We start from the raw sequence: 18,079 nt of genomic DNA, 5'->3' as shown, positions 1-18,079 counted from the left end.
GCCAGTGTTCGACCAGGACATCGGGCACGTCATGCGCACCGCCTCCTGGGGCGACCGCCCCTCTCGTCGCCCCCGGCAGAACCGGCTTCTTGTGCGACATCGGCTGAGGTGCGGTGCGCAATGCGGTGCGTGTCGCTGCCGAAGTAGATCAGTGGCCGCTGTCCGGTGTCGCGAGCGAGGTCGATTACCCGTAGGAGGGTGAGGACGTGGTCGCCTGCCTCGATCTCGGCCTCGGTCTCGGTGGTGAGTGTGGCCAGGGCGCCGTTGATCCAAGCTGCTCCAGATCGGACCTCCATGTCGAGGTTGTCGAACCGCTCGTGGGCCGGCTGCCTCAGCTGGGCGAGAACGTCGGCTTGACCTTCTCCCAGGACGCTGATGCCCCAGCGGGTGGCGCGCCGTAAGAGTGGCCACGTGGTGGAGGTGTGGCCGAACGAGATGGACACCAGAGGCGGCTCCATGGAGATCGAGGTGAAGGAGTTCGCTGAGAGGCCGACGATGCGGTCGTCGACCTCGGCAGCAACGACGACAATTCCGGTCGGGACACCAGCGAGGACGTGCCGCAGTTCTTGCGCGGTCACCGAGCCGTGATGCACGGCGGGGTCTGCTGGAGTCCGCTGTTCCTCGTTCGCTGTTCGCATCGGGTCACGCCCCCTCATCCACGGTGAGGCGCGGGTCGAGGCCGATCTGCTCCGGGAGGCCCAGGTGATCGCGCAGGGTCGCGCCGGTGTAGTCGTCAGGGCGCAGGCCGCGCCGACGCAGGACGGGGACCACCTGGTCCACGAAAGCGTCCATGCCGTCGTGCAGATCGTCGATGACGACGGTGAAGCCGTCGGCGGCACCGGCTTCTACCCATTCCTGCAGGGTGTCGGCGATCTGCTCGGCGGTTCCTACCAGTGACGTGGCTTGGTCGAGGACCCCGTGTCCGAGGATCTCGTGCGGCGTCCGGCCTTCGCGGGCGAGGTCGAGGGCGCGGGCCGCCTGGGCAACTCCGGGGTGGGGGCGCAGTGACCCGAGCTGAGCGCTGCTGAGGGGCTTGTCCCGATCAGCCGGGTCCAGGCGCACACCGAGGACGGCGGACAGGTGAGCGAGCCGCTGCTCGATGCCGGCAGCTTCCTCGAGCACCATGCGTCGTTCGACTGCCTCCTGCAGGGTGGGGCCGACCGTGAGGGCGAAGAAGGACAGGAACTTCACCTCGTCTGCGTCGCGGCCGGCTTCGACCGTCATCGATCGCATGATGTCGCGCTGAGCCTTGGACTCTTCCAGCGAGGAGGCCTGGGCGATGATGCCGTTGGCGTACCTGCTAGCTGCCTGCACCCCGAGGCCGCTGGCGAAGGGCATGAAGATCACCGGCTGGCCCTGCTCGGACGGCGCGATCTGCAGGGGGCCACGTGAAGCGACGTGACGCCCCCGCAGGTCGATGGGCCGGATCTTCGAGGTGTCGGCGAACCGTCCGGTGGCCTTGTCGGGAGTGCCGGCGGCTCTGTCCCAACTTCCCCACAGGGCCTGGGTGATGTGGATGGCCTCGTTGAAGCGCTCGTACTTGTCGCTACGCGAGGGAACCGGGCGTCCGTAGTTGGCGAAGGCCTCCGGCTCGTAGCTGGGGATGGCCTGCCATCCCGCGCGTCCGTGACTCATGACGTCCAGCGCCCGGAGCTGACGGGCGAGGGTGTACGGCTCGACGAACGACGTCGACATGGTGGTGACCAAGCCGATCCGTCGCGTCGCAGGAGCAATCGCGGCCAAGGTCAACGTCGGCTCCATCGTCACGATGGGCGGTCCGGATTCGAGGTCGCCCCAGATAAAGACCCGGTCGGGGAGGAACACGTAGTCCAACCCGCCGCGTTCGGCGGCCTGAGCGGCGCGTATCAAGGGGGTCACATCGGTGTAGGCGTTCGGGTCAGCACCAGGCATCCGCCAGGCTCCCGGGTGGTTGCCGTGCATCTGCCCCAGAACCGCTCCCAGCAGGAACGAGTTCTCGTTCATATCCTTGATGTCCTTTCGTCGATCCAGTGATGGCCCCCCCTCGCCGGCGACGAGGGCACCCGCGAGGCGGAATCGTCGCCGTGGCACGGATGTCGGCGACTCGGCCGCCGCGCGCGACGCCGACGAACGGTTGCTGCCGGGGATCGGCCAGCAAACGCGGTGGTGCTTGTCGTCGAGCGCTCAGCGACGGCAAGTCGTGCTGACCAGTGAAACGGAGGTAGCCTCCACCTCGCTTGGAAAGATTACGGACATACATTCCGTTTCGCAAGGAGGCAGCCTCCGCTTGACCACCCAGCCACTTGCTGCTTCGGAGGATGTGCCTCGCCCGCGTCTGGAAAAAAGATCCGACCGTGAGCACCGCGGAGGCCGGAACGCCGCGTCAGCGTGTTGGCGGGGCACCAATCGCTTCCCCATCCTCGAGGTCGCCGAGGACTACTTCGCCAGAGGGGCGTAGGCGGCTCGCTGGAGGCAATCGTCAAGCGAGCCGGCGTCGGACCAGGCACCTCTATCGGCACTTCCCCAGTCGCCAGGCACTCGTTTCTGCTTTGCTCCAGGCCCGCTACGACGAGCTGGTCGAGCGCCTGGAGGTCATCAGGGCGGAATCGGACAACTCGGGTCGGGCCTAGCAGCAGTGGTTGGTCGCACTCGCGGAGTACGTGACGGCCTTCGACGGCTTGCTGAGCCGCTGCGCCTTGCCCTCTCGGAGGAGTCCTCCCCCTAGCCGTCGCTTGCCAGGCCCTCGTCACCGCTACCGACGAGCTCCTGATCGCAGCACAACGGTTACGCCCGGGCCTACGTTCGAAGGAGCGACCCGTTCCTCAGCGTCCTGACTACAGCTTGGATATGCGGCGCGGGGCCAACGGACGGGACCCAGTCGAGCGCTGCGTGCCATGGTGCGCTCGGGTTGGAGCGAGCGCCCGAAGGGCTCAGCGACAGTGTGTGACGACTCACTCCCAGCCCGACCGCCTCGAGTCGGGTCGTGAAAGGCGAGGGGGCGAGCCCCTGGTGCCAGCGCGAACGGCTCAGGACCCGGCCACCATCTACCTGGACCGAGCCCTGTCGGCCCCGATCAGGCGGGCCAGTTCTGTGAGCCTGCCGCTCGAGCCGACCCAGGTCGGGGGACGCTGAAACGGTAGCCCGTCGACTGCGAGGCATCCACACCCCGAAGCCTCACGCGAGGCCCTGGATCGCTGCATGAACGTCGAGCGTCCGCCGGGCCGACTCGACATGCAGGTTCTCGACCATCCGGCCGTTGAAGGTGACGACGCCGGAGCCGGCGTCCGCCGCATGAGCGTCCTCCCAGACCTGGATGAGGCCAAGAGCTTCCTCGACCGCATGCGCGGAGGGCGCGAACGCGGCGTTGGCGCCCTCGACCTGGCCGGGATGGATGAGGGTCTTGCCGTCGAAGCCCATGTCACGGCCCTGACGGCATTCGGCGATGAAGCCTTCGGTGTCCTTCACGTCGTTGTAGACGCCGTCGATGATCGAGATGCCCGCGGCCCGGGCGGCAAGCAAGGCGAGGTGCAGCGACGGCAGGATCGGCGCGCGGCCGGGCACGTGCTCGGCGTACAGCTCCTTGACGAGATCGTTGGTACCGAGTACTAGCACGGCCAGCCGCGCTGAAGCACGGGCGATCGAGCGCACGTCGAGGACGGCCACCGGCGTCTCGATCATCGCCCACAGCCGGGTGTGCTCGGGGGCGCCGGCGGCCTCCATTGCCGCGACCAGGCCGCGGACCTCTTCCGCGCTGTCTACCTTGGGTACGACGATCGCGTCCGGCCCGGCCTGGCAGGCCGCGACCAGGTCGTCGTCGTGCCACTGCGTACCGATGCCGTTCAGCCGGATCGCCAGTTCACGGCGACCATACTCGCCGGAGCGCACCGCAGCCGCGGCCGACGCCCGGGCGGTGGTCTTGGCTTCGGGTGCGACGGCGTCCTCGAGGTCGAAGATTATGCCGTCCACGGGAAGGGTCTTGGCCTTCTCGAGCGCCTTCGCGTTCGAGCTCGGCATGTAGAGCACCGAGCGGCGGGGACGAAACTCGGTCATGTGGAACCTCCATCGAGAGCTGGGCAATTCAGACTGCGTCTCCGTGGACCCAGTCGGTTGGGGCGGACGCTTCGATCGCACCCGTTGCAACGGTCGAACTCGCATTGGCCGAGCGGTGATATACGTCGCGCGTGCGGCCTCCGCGGGGCCAGTGACGACGGCAAGCGATGTGCGGCCCCTTCTCTCACGCAGAAACGTCGTCGCGCCCGTCGTCGCGCCCGTCGTCGCGCCCGTCGTCGCGCCCGTCGGCGCGCACGAGGGCGGTCGAGTCGAGACACACGGTGCAGTTCCGCGCTCCCTCGTAGGGAAACGCCTCATGCCAGAGCTTCGGCCAGCTTGTCGCATCCTCTCCGCATTCAGTTCGGAGAGATCCCATCCGCTTGGCGTGGGCGACGGAAGCGGGCTCCAGAGCCGGCCCCGCTCTCGTGATGCGCTTTCTCATGGTGTGCGCGGTGACGAACCAGGCGATGGTGCTCGATTTCGTGGCGGGCACGTGCCCACCCATCGACCGGAACTCGCGACCGCAAGGTCCGGAGGACGGGGCTGATGATTCAGCCATCAGACAGTTCCTTTCGGCTTGCCCCGGATTGGGCTGCAGGCGAGCGTTGTCGCTACCCATCGGCCGCCCACCACTCCGGTTCCCGGGAACGACGTCTCAGCCAAGGGCCGGCTGTGTGTTGGTCCGGAGCGGTGGTCCCCCAGAGGCGAACTCCGTGCAGCACGACCGTGCGTCGAACCCGGGAGGACCAGGTGCACTGACTCCGCGTCTTGCTCAGGTGCCTCGACGGGCCGTTGCTCGAGACGTTGAAGACCGCACTCCGGGGGAGCCTGCACCGGTCGGTCGACGTGACCGGTGCAGGCACCCCTACGGCCGGGGACAGCGGACTACTCGACGAGCCAGAGCTGCTTGAACTGCGCGAGGATGTCCGTCGGGTAGACCGGAACCGGATCAGCGGACTCCAGGTTGTCCTGGGTGAAGATCGGGAGCGGAACCCGGTTTCCCACGACCGTCTGGCCAGAGTCGAGCGCTCGGGCTGCGCTGTCGAGCTGACTGAGTGCCGTCACCTCGCTCGCCGCGCCCACCCAAAAGGAGTTGTCTCCGTTCTGGAGGTCGGCGAGGTTGGACGACAAGGGAAGGGCGCCGCCGATCTCGGCGTCCACCCCAGCCTGAGTCATGGCCGGGCGGATTCCGAGCGCGAGGTCGCCGATGGTGAAGAAGGCGAAGTCGATCGACGGGTCGGACTGCAGCTTGGAGACCACGGTGTTGGTGGCGGCCGGCGAACCGATGTCGCTGGTCTGGATGTCGGTGTAGGAGAACGTGCAGTTCTCGCATTCGCGCTCGACGACCTCGCCCGCGCTGTTGCCGACGGTCCGCATCGCGTCGAAGGGTAGGCCGAAGGCGGCCATGTTCCCCTGGCACCTGGTCGCGCGCATGAAGCTGTAGGCCGCGAGTTCGCCCATCTGGTTGAACAGGTCGCCACCGTTCGGGACCGCGCCGAAGCCAGGGATCGACTCGGGCTGGTCGGTGATCGCTCCGAGCATCAACAGGACGCCCTTCTCCTTTGCCGCCGCGATGGCCGGCTGCACCGCAGCGGGCGGGAATCCGTCGACCTCGACGATGTCGGAGTCGTCGATGGCCTCGAGGAGCTTGCGGTTGACATCCTCGACCGAGCCGTCGAAGGCCACCTTCTTGCCGGTCCAACCAAGCTCGTCGGCGTTGTCGACGATGGCCTGTGACACCTCACCAGACGATGGGACCGATCCCGGGTACAGCCGCGTGATCGTCAGGCCCCTGGTCGGCGGCTCGCTCAACGGGGTCAGTTCATCGGCGAGCTCGTCGGGCAGGAGCCCACGATCGTCGAGGAACGCGTTGGCCTTGTCGAGGCACTGCTGGGCGGAAGCCGAGAGGTCGCCGTCGTCTTCTCGTTCGGAGGCGGCGTTCTCACGGGCCGAACTGCATCCGGCGAGAACGGTGGTGAGGGTAGTGGCGGCGACGAGGCCAGCCAGCCACCGGTTCCGGTGCGTGGGGGTGGTGCGGCGGTACATGGCACGACCTGCTTTCTGCGATGTCGGCGGCCGCCGGGGCGTGCCGCGAGGACCGAGCTGGTGGTTTCCGAGATCCGAGTCGAGGTGTCGCTCGGACGCGATCGTCAACGCGTGCTGCGCCGACTGATCGCCCGAGCCGTGATGCTGACCGCCACGATGAGGACCGAGCCCTCGACGAGATCCTTAATCCAGGGCAGGTCGGGGAACTGCAGCTGGAGACCCTTGACGGCGATCGCCAGGAGGTAGAGGGCCACGATGGTTCCTCTGACGTTGAACCGTCCGGGAAGGATCTGGGTGGACCCGAGGAAGGTTGCCGCGAACGCGGGCAGCAAGTAGGGCGCACCCGCGCCGAAGGATGCTGCCCCGAGCTGCATCGTCAGGATGACGCCGGCGAGCGCAGCCAGCGCGCCCGTGATCATGAGGGAGAGCGACTGCAGGCGCTGGACCTTGATGCCGGCAAGTTTCGCGGCCTGCGGGTTGGAACCGATCGCATACAGGTAGCGACCGAACGGAGTGTGCTCCAGCACGAACCACAACGCGATGGCGACCGCTGCCAGGTAGAAGACGGTGATGGGTACCGAAGCAATCGTGGACTGACCCGCATCGGCGAAGGACGGTCCCGCGTCGCTGATGAGCACGGTTTGCCCGTCGGAGACCCAGAACGACAGCGCCGCGAGGACGGACGACATGCCGAGGGTCGCAACGATCGCCTCGACCCCGAAGCGCGTGATGACGAAGGCGTTCACAGCGCCGACGAGCGCACCTGCGACGATCGTCAGTGACACCGCCACCGGCCAGGCGAGATCGCCCCGAGTCAGCAGGGCTCCGAGCAGACAGATCGAGAAGGTCATGTTGGCCGCGAGCGAGATGTCGAACGTGCCCGCAGCCATGGAGAGCGCGACCGAGAGAGTGAGGATGCCAGCGATCGCCGAGCTGGCAGCGATGACGCGCGCGTTGTCCATCGTCCCGAATGTGTCGGGAAGCATCACCGAGAAGACGACGACCAGCACGACGGCGAGGTAGAGGCCGGAGAATCGGTCCAGGCGCAGGGCGCCGGCAGACCAGGCGGGGCGGTTCTTGGAGTCGGGACCCGGAGCGTCCCGTTCGAGGCGCTCCGGCGCGGCGGCTCGATGGCCGGGCGCTGGGCCAGATGTGCTGCTGGTGGTCATCGTAGGTTCCTTGTCCGCCTGGTTCATGCGGTCAGCCCCAGGCTCAAGTGGATGAGTTGACGCGTCCGGATGTCCGGCGCGGCGACCTCTGCCACCGCTCGGCCCTCGCGCAGGACGACGACCCGGTCACAGAGGCGTTCGAGCTCGGCCTCGTCTGAAGAGCACACGAGGACGGCGAGGCCTTGGCTCACGGCGTCGTCGATCAGGCGGTGGATCTCCGCCTTGGCCGAGATGTCGACGCCCTGGGTGGGCTCGTCGAGCAGCAGCACGCTCGGGTTCGTCTGGAGCCACTTGCCCAAGACGACCTTCTGCTGGTTGCCGCCCGAGAGAGCCTCGATCGATGCGTCCAAGGAGGGTGCCTTGACCGACATCTTCGTGCCGAGCGCCGCCGCTTGGCGCCGGTCGAGGCCAGGACGGATGAACGAGAACTTGGCAAGGCCCCGTGTGGTGGTGATGTTCAGGTTCTCGCGGACGTTGAGGCCGATCACCACGCCGTCGCGGAGCCGGTTTGCCGGCACGAGCGCCAAGCCTGCCCGGCAGGACCGGTCAGGACGGGATGGCGGCAGTTCGCGGTCTCCGACGGTGACCGTGCCGCGGCGTGGCTTGGACCCGAAGACGAGCGAACAGATCTCTTCTCGGCCAGACCCGGTGATGCCGGCGACACCGACCACCTCGCCAGCCCTCACCTGCAGGTCGAGACCGGTCAGCTCTGCTCCGGACAGACGCTCCAACGACAGCATCGTCTTGCCGCGCGTGCCGACCGCCCGTCGCCTTACGTCGTCGACCACACCGCCGGTCATCATGGTGACGAGCTTCTTGTGGTCGATCTGCGAACACCGCTCGGTCCCAACTCTCTGGCCATCGACGAGGACGGTGACGCGGTCGGCAAGCTCGAACACCTCCTCGAGGTGGTGCGAGACGTAGAGCACCCCGACACCCCGGCTGCGCACCGCCCTGACGATCTGCACGAGACGCTGCACCTCACCCTTCGGCATGGTCGCCGTGGGCTCGTCGAGCACCAAGATTGACATCTCGCCGTGGGCACTTTGCAGCGCTCGTGCGATGGCCACGGCGGTGCGCTCGACTGGTTGCAGGTCGTCGACGAGTCGGCGGACGTCGAGCTCGTAACCGACCGCGGCTAGCGCTCTGCGAGCTGCGGCTCGCTGCTCGCGCCAATTGATCCGCATCCCCTGCGAGCGGGCGTAGCCGTGCCCGAGGGCCAGGTTGTCGACGACGGACAGGGCGGGAACCAGACCCAGGTCCTGGTGGACGAACCGCACGCCCGCCGCGTGGATGTCGTTGGGATCTCCTAGTTCTCGTGGAGCCCCGTCAATGACAGCAGTGGCTCCAGGGTCAGCCTGGTAGAACCCCGCGAGCACCTTGATCAAGGTCGACTTGCCCGAGCCGTTCTGGCCCACGAGCGCATGTACTTCACCTGCGGCGATGTCGAGGCTCACGTCATCGAGGACTCGAACCGCCCCGAACGTCTTGGACACCCCTGCAAGCTGCAGACGGGCCTGTCCTTCGGCTTCCATCATGGTCTCCTGACCCGTCGCCGATCCGTCATGAAAGGGGGACGTGCACGTTCTTCTGGTAGACGTATTCCTCGATGCCCGCGCGACCGCCCTCACGGCCGAAGCCCGAGCCCTTGACTCCGCCGAACGGAGCTGAGGCCGTGAGGTCCGGGAATCCGTTCACGCCGACCCAGCCCGCGACCAGGCCGTCGGCCACCCGGTGGGCGCGCTTGAGGTCGTTCGTGTGCACGTAGGCGGCAAGACCGTGCTCGGTGGAGTTCGCCATCTTCAGAGCGTGAGCCTCGTCCTTGAACGGCATCACAGCGAGGACGGGCCCGAAGACCTCCTGCTGGGCGATGGTGCTCGACGGGTCGACGTCGGCGAGCACGGTCGGTCGCACGAAGCTGTTACCGCCGAGGTCCGTCTGGAGGCGTTCACCGCCTGCGACGACCCGCGCCCCGGAGCGAGCCTCGTCGACCATGGAGAGGATCCGGTCGGCGGCGCTCTCGCTGATGACCGGCCCCATTCCGACGGTCGGATCGAGCGGGTCACCGATGGTCGGGCTGTTGCTGACGGCCACCACCCGTTCGAGGACCTCGTCGTAGACGGACTCCTCGACCATGAGCCGCGTGGGGAACAGGCATCCCTGTCCGGCGACGGCCACCGTGCTGACGAAGGCGGCGACGTGTGCTGCGGCGTCCAGGTCGGCGTCGGCGAAGATCAGGTTCGCCGACTTGCCGCCCAGCTCGAGCGTCACCGGCGTGAGCGACTCCGCTGCGACCGACATGATGCTGCGGGCAACGGTGCCGCCTCCAGTGAAGACGACCTTCGCCACGTCGGGGTGACGGATGATGGCCTGGCCCGTCTCCTTATCGCCCGAGAGGACGCTGAACACACCGTCCGGCAAACCTGCGTCCCGGAGGATCTCGGCAAGACGCATCACGCCGAACGGGCTGAGCTCGGGCGACTTCAACACCACGCAGTTGCCAGCCGCGAACGCCGGTGCGAGCTTCATCGCGGTGTTCAGCACGGGACCGTTGAAGGGCACGAACGCGCCGATGACTCCGTGCGGCTCGTACTTGACGTAGTCGAGGGCTGGCTGGGGGTAGGCGGTGATGAGTTCGCCCTCAAACTTGTCGACCCAGCCCGCGTAGTACTCGAAGTAGTCGATGGCCATCGTCATGCCACCGCCAGCGACGGGGAACCCGGTCTCCAGTGCGACGATCTGGTTCAGTTCCTGCTCATGCGCCTCGATTGCTCGGGCGATGTCCCAGAGCAGGCGGCGACGCTTGTCGGCCGGCATCCTGCGCCAGGCGGGAAAGGCCTGGCGCGCTGCGCGGACGGCCTGATCGACCTCGCTCTCGCCAGCGAGGGGAAAGGCCGCCAGCACGTGACCGGTGGTCGGGTCGATGCGGTCGAGCGTGCCACGCCTCGTCGCGGTGACGACCTCGCCACCGATGTGGAGCGACGGTTCAGGCAGGACCTGCGTGGCCGTCTTCTGATGTAGTTCGAGAGCGGACGCTGCGTTCATCAGTTGATCCTTGCGATGTGAGTGGACGAGGGTGGGTTCGACTCAGGAGTCGGCCGGAAAGACGATCACGCTGCGCGCGATGTCGCCGCGCTCGAGCGCCTCGCAGGCCTCGTTGATCTCGTCGAGGCTGATGGTCTGAGAGACCAGGTCGTCGAGGTTCAGGCGGCCCGCCAGATAGAGCTCTACGTACATCGGGATGTCGTGGTAGAAGTTCGAGGAACCGAGCCACGACCCACGGACGCCGTGCTGGTGGGGCAGGAAGGTCGTGTCCGTCGGCGAGATTCGCAGCGGCAGCTCGGCGCCCGTGCCGGACGCGCCGACGAGGTAGACGGTGCCGTCGAAGTCCAGGATCTGCACCGCCGCGTCTGCGACGGCAGTGACGCCGACCATCACGAAGGCGTGCTCGACACCAGCCCCACCGGTCAGCTCGCGGACCGTCTCGACCACGTCCGTCGCGGTGGAGTCGACGACGTCGGTCGCTCCGAACCGCTTCGCCAGGTTGAGCTTGTCGGCCTGGATGTCGATGCCGATGATGCGGGTCGCTCCGGCGAGTGCAGCCGCCTGGATGGCGTTCAGTCCGACTCCTCCGCACCCGAAGACGGCCACGGTGTCACCCGGCTGCACCTTCGCGACGTTGAAGACCGCACCGCCGCCGGTGGCGACAGCGCAGCCGATCACCGACGCCTGCTCGAAGGGCATGGCGGGGTTGATGGCCACGAGCTGGTTCTCGTGGATCAGCGCCTGCTCCGCGAAGCCACCCAAGCCCTGGAGCTGAGCGATCGGCCCGTGGTCGTCCCGCAACCTCGGGGCGTCGGCGGGTTCACGGTCCAGCGCTCCGGGGTTGCGGCAAGCCCACAGCTTGCCGCGCAAGCAGCCGCTGCACTGGCCGCACGGCTGGAGAGCGGCGCCGACAACGTGGTCGCCCACCTTGAGCCGGGACACCGACGGGCCGACGGCCGCGACGACTCCGGCCACCTCGTGGCCCAGCATGATCGGCATGGAGAAACCCATTCCGCCGGTCTGCTGCACGTAGATGTCGCTGTGACACAGGCCCGAGGCCCGGACATCGACGAGGACCTCGTGCCCCACGGGGTCTGCGATCTCGACCTCCGCGATCTCGAACTTCTGCCCGACCCCCCGGATCACCGCACCGCGCATTGTCTTCCGTTCTCTCGATCGACTCGTCGCTTAGGCGACGAATGGGGTTCCCGCCTCCGCGTCGTGACGCGGCTCACAGATAGAGTGGGGGTGTAAACATAAGTTGTCAACAAGCAATCTCGAAGCGACCAGACCATTGCCCCTGGCCGCCCCCTCTCTCCCAGGGAGTTCTGATGGTCTTCGTCATCGCCGACGGCTGCTGCAACGACGCCTCGTGCGTCGAGGTCTGCCCGGTGGACTGCATCCGTCCGCGACCTGAGGACCCGCAGTTCCGGACCACCGACCAGCTCTACATCGACCCGGCCTCCTGCATCGGATGCGCCGCATGCGCCTATGCCTGCCCCGTGTCCGCCATCCACGACGAGACAGACCTGCCCGCACACCTGAGCGACTTCGCTGCACGCAACCGCGACCACTTCGTCGAGGAACCCCTCACCCCGCGGTTCCTCGAAGCGCCCGCTAGCCCGACGGCGTCTCGCGCAACCGACCGTGGCACGACAGCCCTGCGCATAGCCGTGATCGGCAGCGGACCAGCCGGCTGCTACACCGTTGCCGAGCTCACTGACATCCCCGGCATCGAAGTGACAGTTCTCGACCGTCTCATCACGCCTTTCGGTCTCCTGCGCGCTGGAGTCGCGCCCGATCACCCCCGCACCAAGTTGGTGAGCGACTTCTTCGACACCGTGCTGTCCCGACCGCAAGTCACCTGCCTGTTCGACGTCGAGGTCGGCGTCGACGTCGCCATCGACGAGGTCCTCGCCAGCCACCACGCCGTCGTGTACGCCGGAGGAGCAACCGATGACCGACGCCTCGGTATCGACGGCGAGTCGCTGAGCGGCTCACACCCCGCCCGTGAGTTCGTGGCCTGGTACAACGGTCATCCGGACTTCGCCCACCACACCTTCGATCTCAACGGTCACACTGCCGTCGTGCTCGGCAACGGCAACGTCGCCCTGGACGTGGCCCGCATCCTCTCCAGCACGCCCGACACGCTCGCCCGCACGGACATCGCCGACCACGCACTGCACGCACTGCGACGCAGCCAGGTGCGCGAGGTTGTCGTCGTCGGTCGCCGCGGGCCCGGAGATGCGGCGTGCACGTGGCCCGAGCTCTCCGAGTTGGGGCGACTCGAGAAGGTCGACGTGCGCGTTCCCCCCACCGACCTGGAGATAGGCCTCGACGCCGTCCAGACCGGGACGCAGTTGCGCAAGGCCGAGCTGCTGCGGCACCTCGCGACCACGGAAGCGACGGGCGAGCGACAGATCACGTTCCGCTTCGGGCTGCAAGCAGTCGAGATGACCGGGGAGAACGCCGTCGAACAGCTGCGCTTGCGTTCGACCCGCGAGCCGGACCGCGAGCTCGAGACGATCGACACGAGCCTGGTCCTCCGGGCCGTGGGCTACGCGGTGGCGCCGGTCCCGGGGTTGCCGTTCGACCCGGTCCGACACACCATCGCCAACCTCGGTGGTCGCGTCCAGGTCCACGAGACCGGAGACACCATCGCCGGCCTCTACTGCGCCGGCTGGGCCAAGCGCGGGCCGTCGGGAGTCATCGGCACGAACAAGGTCTGCGCCCAGGAGACTGTCGCAGCGTTGTTGGAGGACGCCGCCGCCGGGCGTCTCAACCCGCCGACAGCATCCGTCGAGACCCTCCTCGACGTGCTCCGGCAGCGCCGGACCGAGCCGGTCGGCATGGTGGGCTGGCGCAGCGTCGACCGCCACGAGCGCGAGGCGGGCGGGCGGGGCGTTCCGCCCCGCCCGCGCCGCAAGTTGGTGGACCGCGACGTGATGCGGAGGACCGCGGCTGGCCAGGGACCCTCCTGAGCCGCTACGCGGAGGCGCGCACGCGCGGCAGGACCTCACCCATGAGCAGGTCGTAGGAGCGGCGCGACACGTCGTTCCTCGCGTAGGGCAGCCACAGGCTCATCCGGTCCACCCCGAGGCTCTTCAGCTCCAGGAGTCGCTCGACGCACGCGTCAACCGTCCCGACGACGCCGTACTGGTCGACGAACTCGTCGTCGGCGGCGTCGGCGTGCGACGAGGTCGCCCCCTCCACCGCGCCGTGCTTGTTCATGTCGTAGGCCTTCGCGATCGCGAGCAGCGTCTCCGTCTGTGCGTCGGTCGCCGGGCCGATCACCTTGTGGTTCATCACGGAGAACCGGGCCTGGCTGGCGACCTGGGGACGGGCGAGGTCACGCGCCACCTGCGGGTCGTCGTGCGGTACGACCATCAGGGCACATCCGATGCCGACGCCGTCGCGCCCCGCGGCAGCGGCTGCCTCGCGAACGAGCCCGATTCCCCACGCCACGCGCTGCACCTCGGCGGTCAACATGAGCATCACGTTGTCTGCCATGTGACCGGCGGCGGCAATGGCGCGGGGCCCCGTGGCGTAGGCCTCGACCGGGACCTTGTCCATCTCGAACGCGTCGAGCCACTTCATGCGGCTACCGGGCGGCGCCGACCCGATCGCCAGGTTGTCGAACCCGACCTTGGCGCCGACCAACATCGCGCTGGCATCGGCCATGGCGACCTCGTCTCCACGGAGATAGGTCTGCACGACGTCCAGGTAGTGCTCGAACTGGGAGATCTTCTGCGGGGAGGCTCCGACGTACGCAAGTGCGGAGTCACCACGACCGATGCCGAGCGAGGCACGCCCACCGGAGACGAGCTGAAGTGACGCCGCGGCGGCTGCGGTGACGGACGGGTGCCGGGTGACGAGGTTCGTCACGCCGGTGCCGAGCTTGATCCGATCGGTCGCCTGAGCGCACATCGTGAGGTAGACCCACACCTCTGCGAACATGCACTGCGAGTCGACCATGACGGCCCCGTCCCAGCCGTCGGCTTCGAACTGGAGTGCCTGCTGGGCAGCGGCCCGCGGGTCGGTCTCGGTGAAGTTGGTCCAGAACTCGAGTTGCTTCGCCATTGTGCCCGTCTCTTGTGGTGGAGGAGCCCAGGGGCTCCGGAAGGGTGCTGGTTACCCGAGGCGCCGGCCTCAGCCGGAAGGCGCAGAACGGGGCTAGGTCCGCAGGACCAACCAGTGTCGTCTTTGCTTGTCGACCACCGACAACTGCCGCGTCGTGCAGCAGCACACCCCACACTCACGCACCTGGGGTTGTCGTGGCCCGCGCCACAGACTAGCCTCGAAGTATTAACTAGCCAACCAACAATAGAAGAGGTTGTCGTGGCACGACCCCTGGTCGACCCCCGTCCGAAGATCCCGTCGGCGTACCGCACGGAGGAGCGCGAAGCCATCCAGGAGCTGGCGCGCGACTTCGCGATGCGCGAAGTGCTGCCGGTCGCCAACGAGCTCGACCCCGAGCGTGGCATCATCCCGGACGCCCTGCGTCGCAAGATGTCCGACCTGGGCTTCTTCGGCATCCTCATTCCCGAGGACATGGGTGGACTCGGCCTAGGGGTCTTTGAGTACGCGCTCATCACCGAGGAGCTCGCACGCGCATGGATGAGCGTGGCCAGCATCATCACCCGCTCGGGTGTGGCCGCTGGTCTCGACCCGAGCCAGCGCGCAGAAATCCTGCCACGCGCGGCGCGGGGGGAATGGCTGGGCGCCTTCGCCATGAGCGAGCCGGGCGCAGGATCCGACATCGCCTCGATTCGTACCCGGGCCGACAAGGTGGACGGCGGCTGGGTCATCAACGGCCAGAAGATGTGGTGCACGTTCGCCGACCAAGCCGACGGGATCGTCGTCGTTGCCCGGACCACGCCGTTCGACCCCGCGAACCGGCACGACGGCATCCGCCGGTTCATCCTGCACAAGACTCCCGGCGAGTTCCCGCCCGGTTGCTCGGGCACAGCCGTCCGCAAGATCGGCTACCACGGTTGGCACACCTTCGAGCTGTCCTTCAACGACTGCTTCGTGCCGGAGGACGGGCTGATCGGGTACGAGACGTCGGCGGTGCCTGACCGCGGGTTCAAGCGCGTGGCAGAAGGGATGCTCACACCTCGCATCCACACCGCCGCGCGCTCGATCGGCCTGGCGCGCGGGGCGCTGGAGGACTCCATCAAGTACGTCCAGGAAAGGGAGCAGTTCGGACACCCGATCGCTGACTTCCAGAACGCACGGTTCAAGATCGCCTCGATGGCGTCCGAGATCGAGCTGTGCCGGGCCCTGATGTACGAGATCGCCACGGACGTCGACAACGGCGAGGCGAGCGAGGTCCGCGCGGCGATGCTCAAGTACGCCGCTGCCGAGATGTCCGAGCGGGTCACCTCCGAAGCGCTCCAGCTGCACGGCGGAGCCGGCTACACCACGGACTTCCCGATCGAGCGCTACTGGCGAGACGCGCGGCTGACCAAGATCTTCGAAGGGACCTCGGAGATCATGCAGCGGCTCATCTCCGATCGACTCCTGCCTCCGACCCCGTTCCGATAAATGCGCAGAACTTCCGGACCGCAGCCGGGACATCGGGGTCGCGCAAGACCATCGCCTTATATCTTGCTGTCTTGCCGACAAGTTAAGGAGAGCCGATGACTGCCAACCCGACCCTCAACGGTCACCAGGTTCGTTCAGAGCGATCCACGCGTCTGCTCGTGCGCGCTGCGGGTGAGCTGGTCGCCGAGGGCGGCTACCAGTCCATGACCCTGGCGACGGTCGGCGAGCGTGCTGGATACAGCCGCAGCCTCGCGACCGCTCGCTTCGGGTCGAAGGGGAAGCTGCTGGAAGCGTTGGTCGACGAGATCGTCCACCGGTGGGACGTCGAGACCGTGGCGCCCGTGCAGCGTGGACTCACGGGCCTCGACGCCCTCCACGTGATGCTGACGGGCATCAAGAACGCGTACGCCAAGAACCCGAAGTCACTCACGATCCTGTATGCGTTGATCTTCGAGGCCGCAGGACCGGTCCCCGAGCTCCGCGAACGCTTCATCGAGTTCCATCGGGGGCAGCGCACTCGCATGGCGGAGTACATCCGGAATGGCCTCGAGGACGGCTCGATCATCCCGGGGGTCGATCCCGAGCAGCAGGCTGCGGTCATCGTGGCCCAGCTCCGCGGAGTCGGCTACCTGTGGAAGCTCGACCCCGAGAGCATCGACTCAGAGGCCGTCCTGGCGACCTTCATCGACCAGACGTACCGCGCCCTGGCCACCGATCCCGCGGCCGTCGTGGCGGCAGAGGCAGCCGAGGCCATCGGCCTCGGAGCTGTCGACGACGCGTCTGCTCCGGCCTCGGAGACGAGCACGTCCACGCCGGCGTCCGGCGCATTGCAGTCCGCGGGGTCTCCTGAGTCCGTCGAGGCCGGCCTCCCCTCTTGACGGCCCACGTTTGTCCCCGACCCCGCCCGGCGTCGGACGATCCAGCGCGCCCCAGGCGCCTCGTCTCATCCCAGGAGTCACCATGGCTGGACCTCTCGCGGGTCTTCGCGTCGTCGAGCTCGCCAGCATCGGGCCCGGCCCGCACGCCGCCATGATCCTCGCCGACCTCGGCGCCGACGTGGTGCGCGTCGAGCGCCCCGATGGCGTATTCGGGCTGGGTGCCCAGGGACGCAACGAACAGCTGCGCGGGCGGCGCATCGTCCAAGCCGACCTCAAGAACGAGGGCGACCGTCAGCGGGTCCTCGACCTCGTGGCTCAGGCGGACGTGCTCATCGAGGGGTACCGCCCCGGGGTGACCGAGCGTCTCGGCCTCGGCCCCGATGACTGCTTGACCGCGAACCCGCGTCTCGTCTACGGCCGCATGACGGGCTGGGGCCAGGACGGCCCGTTGGTCGACCGCGCGGGCCACGACATCAACTACCTGGCAGTGGCGGGCATCCTCCATGCGATCGGTCGCCCCGACGCGCGCCCCGTCCCGCCGCTCAACCTGATCGGAGACTTCGGGGGCGGATCGATGTTCCTGCTGACGGGGATCCTCGCCGCACTGTGGGAACGCGACCGCTCCGGCGTCGGTCAGGTCGTCGACGCGGCGATGGTGGATGGCGCCAGCGTCCTCGCACACATGCTCTGGTCGATGTCCGGCGGCGGCTCATGGCACGAGGAACGCGGCACCAACCTGCTGGACGGCGGAGCTCCCTTCTACGACACCTACGAGTGCGCCGACGGCAAGTACATGGCGGTCGGCTCGGTCGAGCCTCAGTTCTACCGACGCCTGCTCGAGACGGTCGGCCTGGCCGACGCCGACCTTCCCGAACAGCACGACCGTGCCGGCTGGCCCACCGTTCACGCCCGCTTGACTGACGCGTTCCTGCAGCGCACCCGGGAAGAATGGACTGCGACGTTCGCCGGAATCGACGCATGCGTGACGCCGGTCCTGACGCTCACCGAGGCGAGCCAGCACCCGCACCTGGTGGAGCGCGAGGTCGTCGCTGACCTGAACGGCATCATCCAGCCGTTACCGGCGCCTCGCTTCTCGCGTACCGGTGCTGGCCGCCCATCCCCTCCGCCCAGCACTGCAGTGGACGTGCAGGCCGTCTTGACTGAGTGGAGTCAGGGCGCCGCGACGGCGCAATGAGAACTCGACAGCATGACGCGACTGCTGCGGACTGAGGTGCTTGCGGACCGCGGGAGAGCAGCGCATGGAGCGTCCTCCCCGACCCGACGCACCGAGCGCCCCGCAAATGGACATGACCGCGCGCCCGCCGCCGACACCCGCGCCAGCCGCGTGACACCAGAGGAGCACGA

At 67.8% G+C, this 18,079-nt stretch carries 13 protein-coding genes; 4 read left to right on the top strand and 9 right to left on the bottom strand.

Features of this window, described 5'->3' with window-relative positions; translation table 11 throughout:
- Positions 1 to 29: 29 nt before the first annotated feature.
- The 8 genes from K329_RS27275 to K329_RS0115875 all read right to left on the bottom strand — a co-directional run bounded on the left by K329_RS27275 (position 30) and on the right by K329_RS0115875 (position 11,447).
- On the bottom strand, positions 30 to 638 hold the full coding sequence (locus K329_RS27275) for a flavin reductase family protein (RefSeq protein WP_157571775.1): 609 nt from the start codon (positions 636 to 638) through the stop codon (positions 30 to 32).
- A 4-nt stretch (positions 639 to 642) separates the two neighbouring features.
- Positions 643 to 1,983, bottom strand: coding sequence for an NtaA/DmoA family FMN-dependent monooxygenase (locus K329_RS0115915; RefSeq protein ID WP_028473832.1), 1,341 nt, complete (start codon positions 1,981 to 1,983; stop codon positions 643 to 645).
- Between the two features lie 1,170 nt (positions 1,984 to 3,153).
- Positions 3,154 to 4,029 (bottom strand): HpcH/HpaI aldolase/citrate lyase family protein, encoded by an 876-nt coding sequence (locus K329_RS0115905; RefSeq protein WP_028473831.1) that lies wholly within the window; start codon positions 4,027 to 4,029, stop codon positions 3,154 to 3,156.
- An 885-nt stretch (positions 4,030 to 4,914) separates the two neighbouring features.
- Positions 4,915 to 6,075 carry a type 1 periplasmic-binding domain-containing protein gene (locus K329_RS0115895; RefSeq protein WP_028473829.1) on the bottom strand — a complete coding sequence of 387 codons (1,161 nt, stop codon included), beginning with the start codon at positions 6,073 to 6,075 and terminating at the stop codon, positions 4,915 to 4,917.
- 104 nt (positions 6,076 to 6,179) lie between these two features.
- On the bottom strand, positions 6,180 to 7,244 hold the full coding sequence (locus tag K329_RS27270) for an ABC transporter permease (protein ID WP_169721608.1): 1,065 nt from the start codon (positions 7,242 to 7,244) through the stop codon (positions 6,180 to 6,182).
- A 23-nt stretch (positions 7,245 to 7,267) separates the two neighbouring features.
- Positions 7,268 to 8,779 (bottom strand): sugar ABC transporter ATP-binding protein, encoded by a 1,512-nt coding sequence (locus K329_RS27265; RefSeq protein WP_169721607.1) that lies wholly within the window; start codon positions 8,777 to 8,779, stop codon positions 7,268 to 7,270.
- Positions 8,780 to 8,807: 28 nt separating this feature from the next.
- Positions 8,808 to 10,289: an aldehyde dehydrogenase family protein gene (locus tag K329_RS0115880; protein ID WP_043643841.1), complete on the bottom strand. Its 1,482-nt coding sequence runs from the start codon at positions 10,287 to 10,289 to the stop codon at positions 8,808 to 8,810.
- Between the two features lie 42 nt (positions 10,290 to 10,331).
- A complete protein-coding gene (locus tag K329_RS0115875; RefSeq protein ID WP_028473827.1) occupies positions 10,332 to 11,447 on the bottom strand; it encodes a zinc-binding dehydrogenase in 1,116 nt (371 codons plus the stop codon).
- A 173-nt stretch (positions 11,448 to 11,620) separates the two neighbouring features.
- On the opposite strand from K329_RS0115875, the gene K329_RS0115870 reads away from it, so the two are divergent.
- The gene (locus K329_RS0115870) at positions 11,621 to 13,270 is read left to right on the top strand and encodes a 4Fe-4S dicluster domain-containing protein (RefSeq protein ID WP_028473826.1); all 1,650 of its coding nucleotides are present in this window, start codon (positions 11,621 to 11,623) and stop codon (positions 13,268 to 13,270) included.
- Between the two features lie 4 nt (positions 13,271 to 13,274).
- On the opposite strand, the gene K329_RS0115865 is transcribed toward K329_RS0115870, so the two are convergent.
- Positions 13,275 to 14,369 (bottom strand): LLM class flavin-dependent oxidoreductase, encoded by a 1,095-nt coding sequence (locus tag K329_RS0115865; RefSeq protein WP_028473825.1) that lies wholly within the window; start codon positions 14,367 to 14,369, stop codon positions 13,275 to 13,277.
- A gap of 258 nt (positions 14,370 to 14,627) precedes the next feature.
- Between K329_RS0115865 and K329_RS0115860 the strand changes: the two genes are divergently transcribed.
- The 3 genes from K329_RS0115860 (at position 14,628) to K329_RS0115850 (ending at position 17,909) form a co-directional block, all read left to right on the top strand.
- Positions 14,628 to 15,836 carry an acyl-CoA dehydrogenase family protein gene (locus K329_RS0115860; protein ID WP_084541362.1) on the top strand — a complete coding sequence of 403 codons (1,209 nt, stop codon included), beginning with the start codon at positions 14,628 to 14,630 and terminating at the stop codon, positions 15,834 to 15,836.
- A 95-nt stretch (positions 15,837 to 15,931) separates the two neighbouring features.
- Positions 15,932 to 16,714 (top strand): TetR/AcrR family transcriptional regulator, encoded by a 783-nt coding sequence (locus tag K329_RS0115855; RefSeq protein ID WP_084541361.1) that lies wholly within the window; start codon positions 15,932 to 15,934, stop codon positions 16,712 to 16,714.
- 82 nt (positions 16,715 to 16,796) lie between these two features.
- Entirely contained in the window at positions 16,797 to 17,909 is a 1,113-nt protein-coding gene (locus K329_RS0115850; protein WP_028473822.1) for a CaiB/BaiF CoA transferase family protein, read from the top strand.
- The last annotated feature ends 170 nt before the right edge of the window (positions 17,910 to 18,079 follow it).

The sequence above is a fragment of the Nocardioides alkalitolerans DSM 16699 genome, from assembly GCF_000426525.1.
In the GTDB taxonomy this organism is placed as follows: domain Bacteria; phylum Actinomycetota; class Actinomycetes; order Propionibacteriales; family Nocardioidaceae; genus Nocardioides; species Nocardioides alkalitolerans.
Note: the sequence above shows the minus strand (reverse complement) of the source record. Positions and strands in the feature narration are given on the sequence as shown.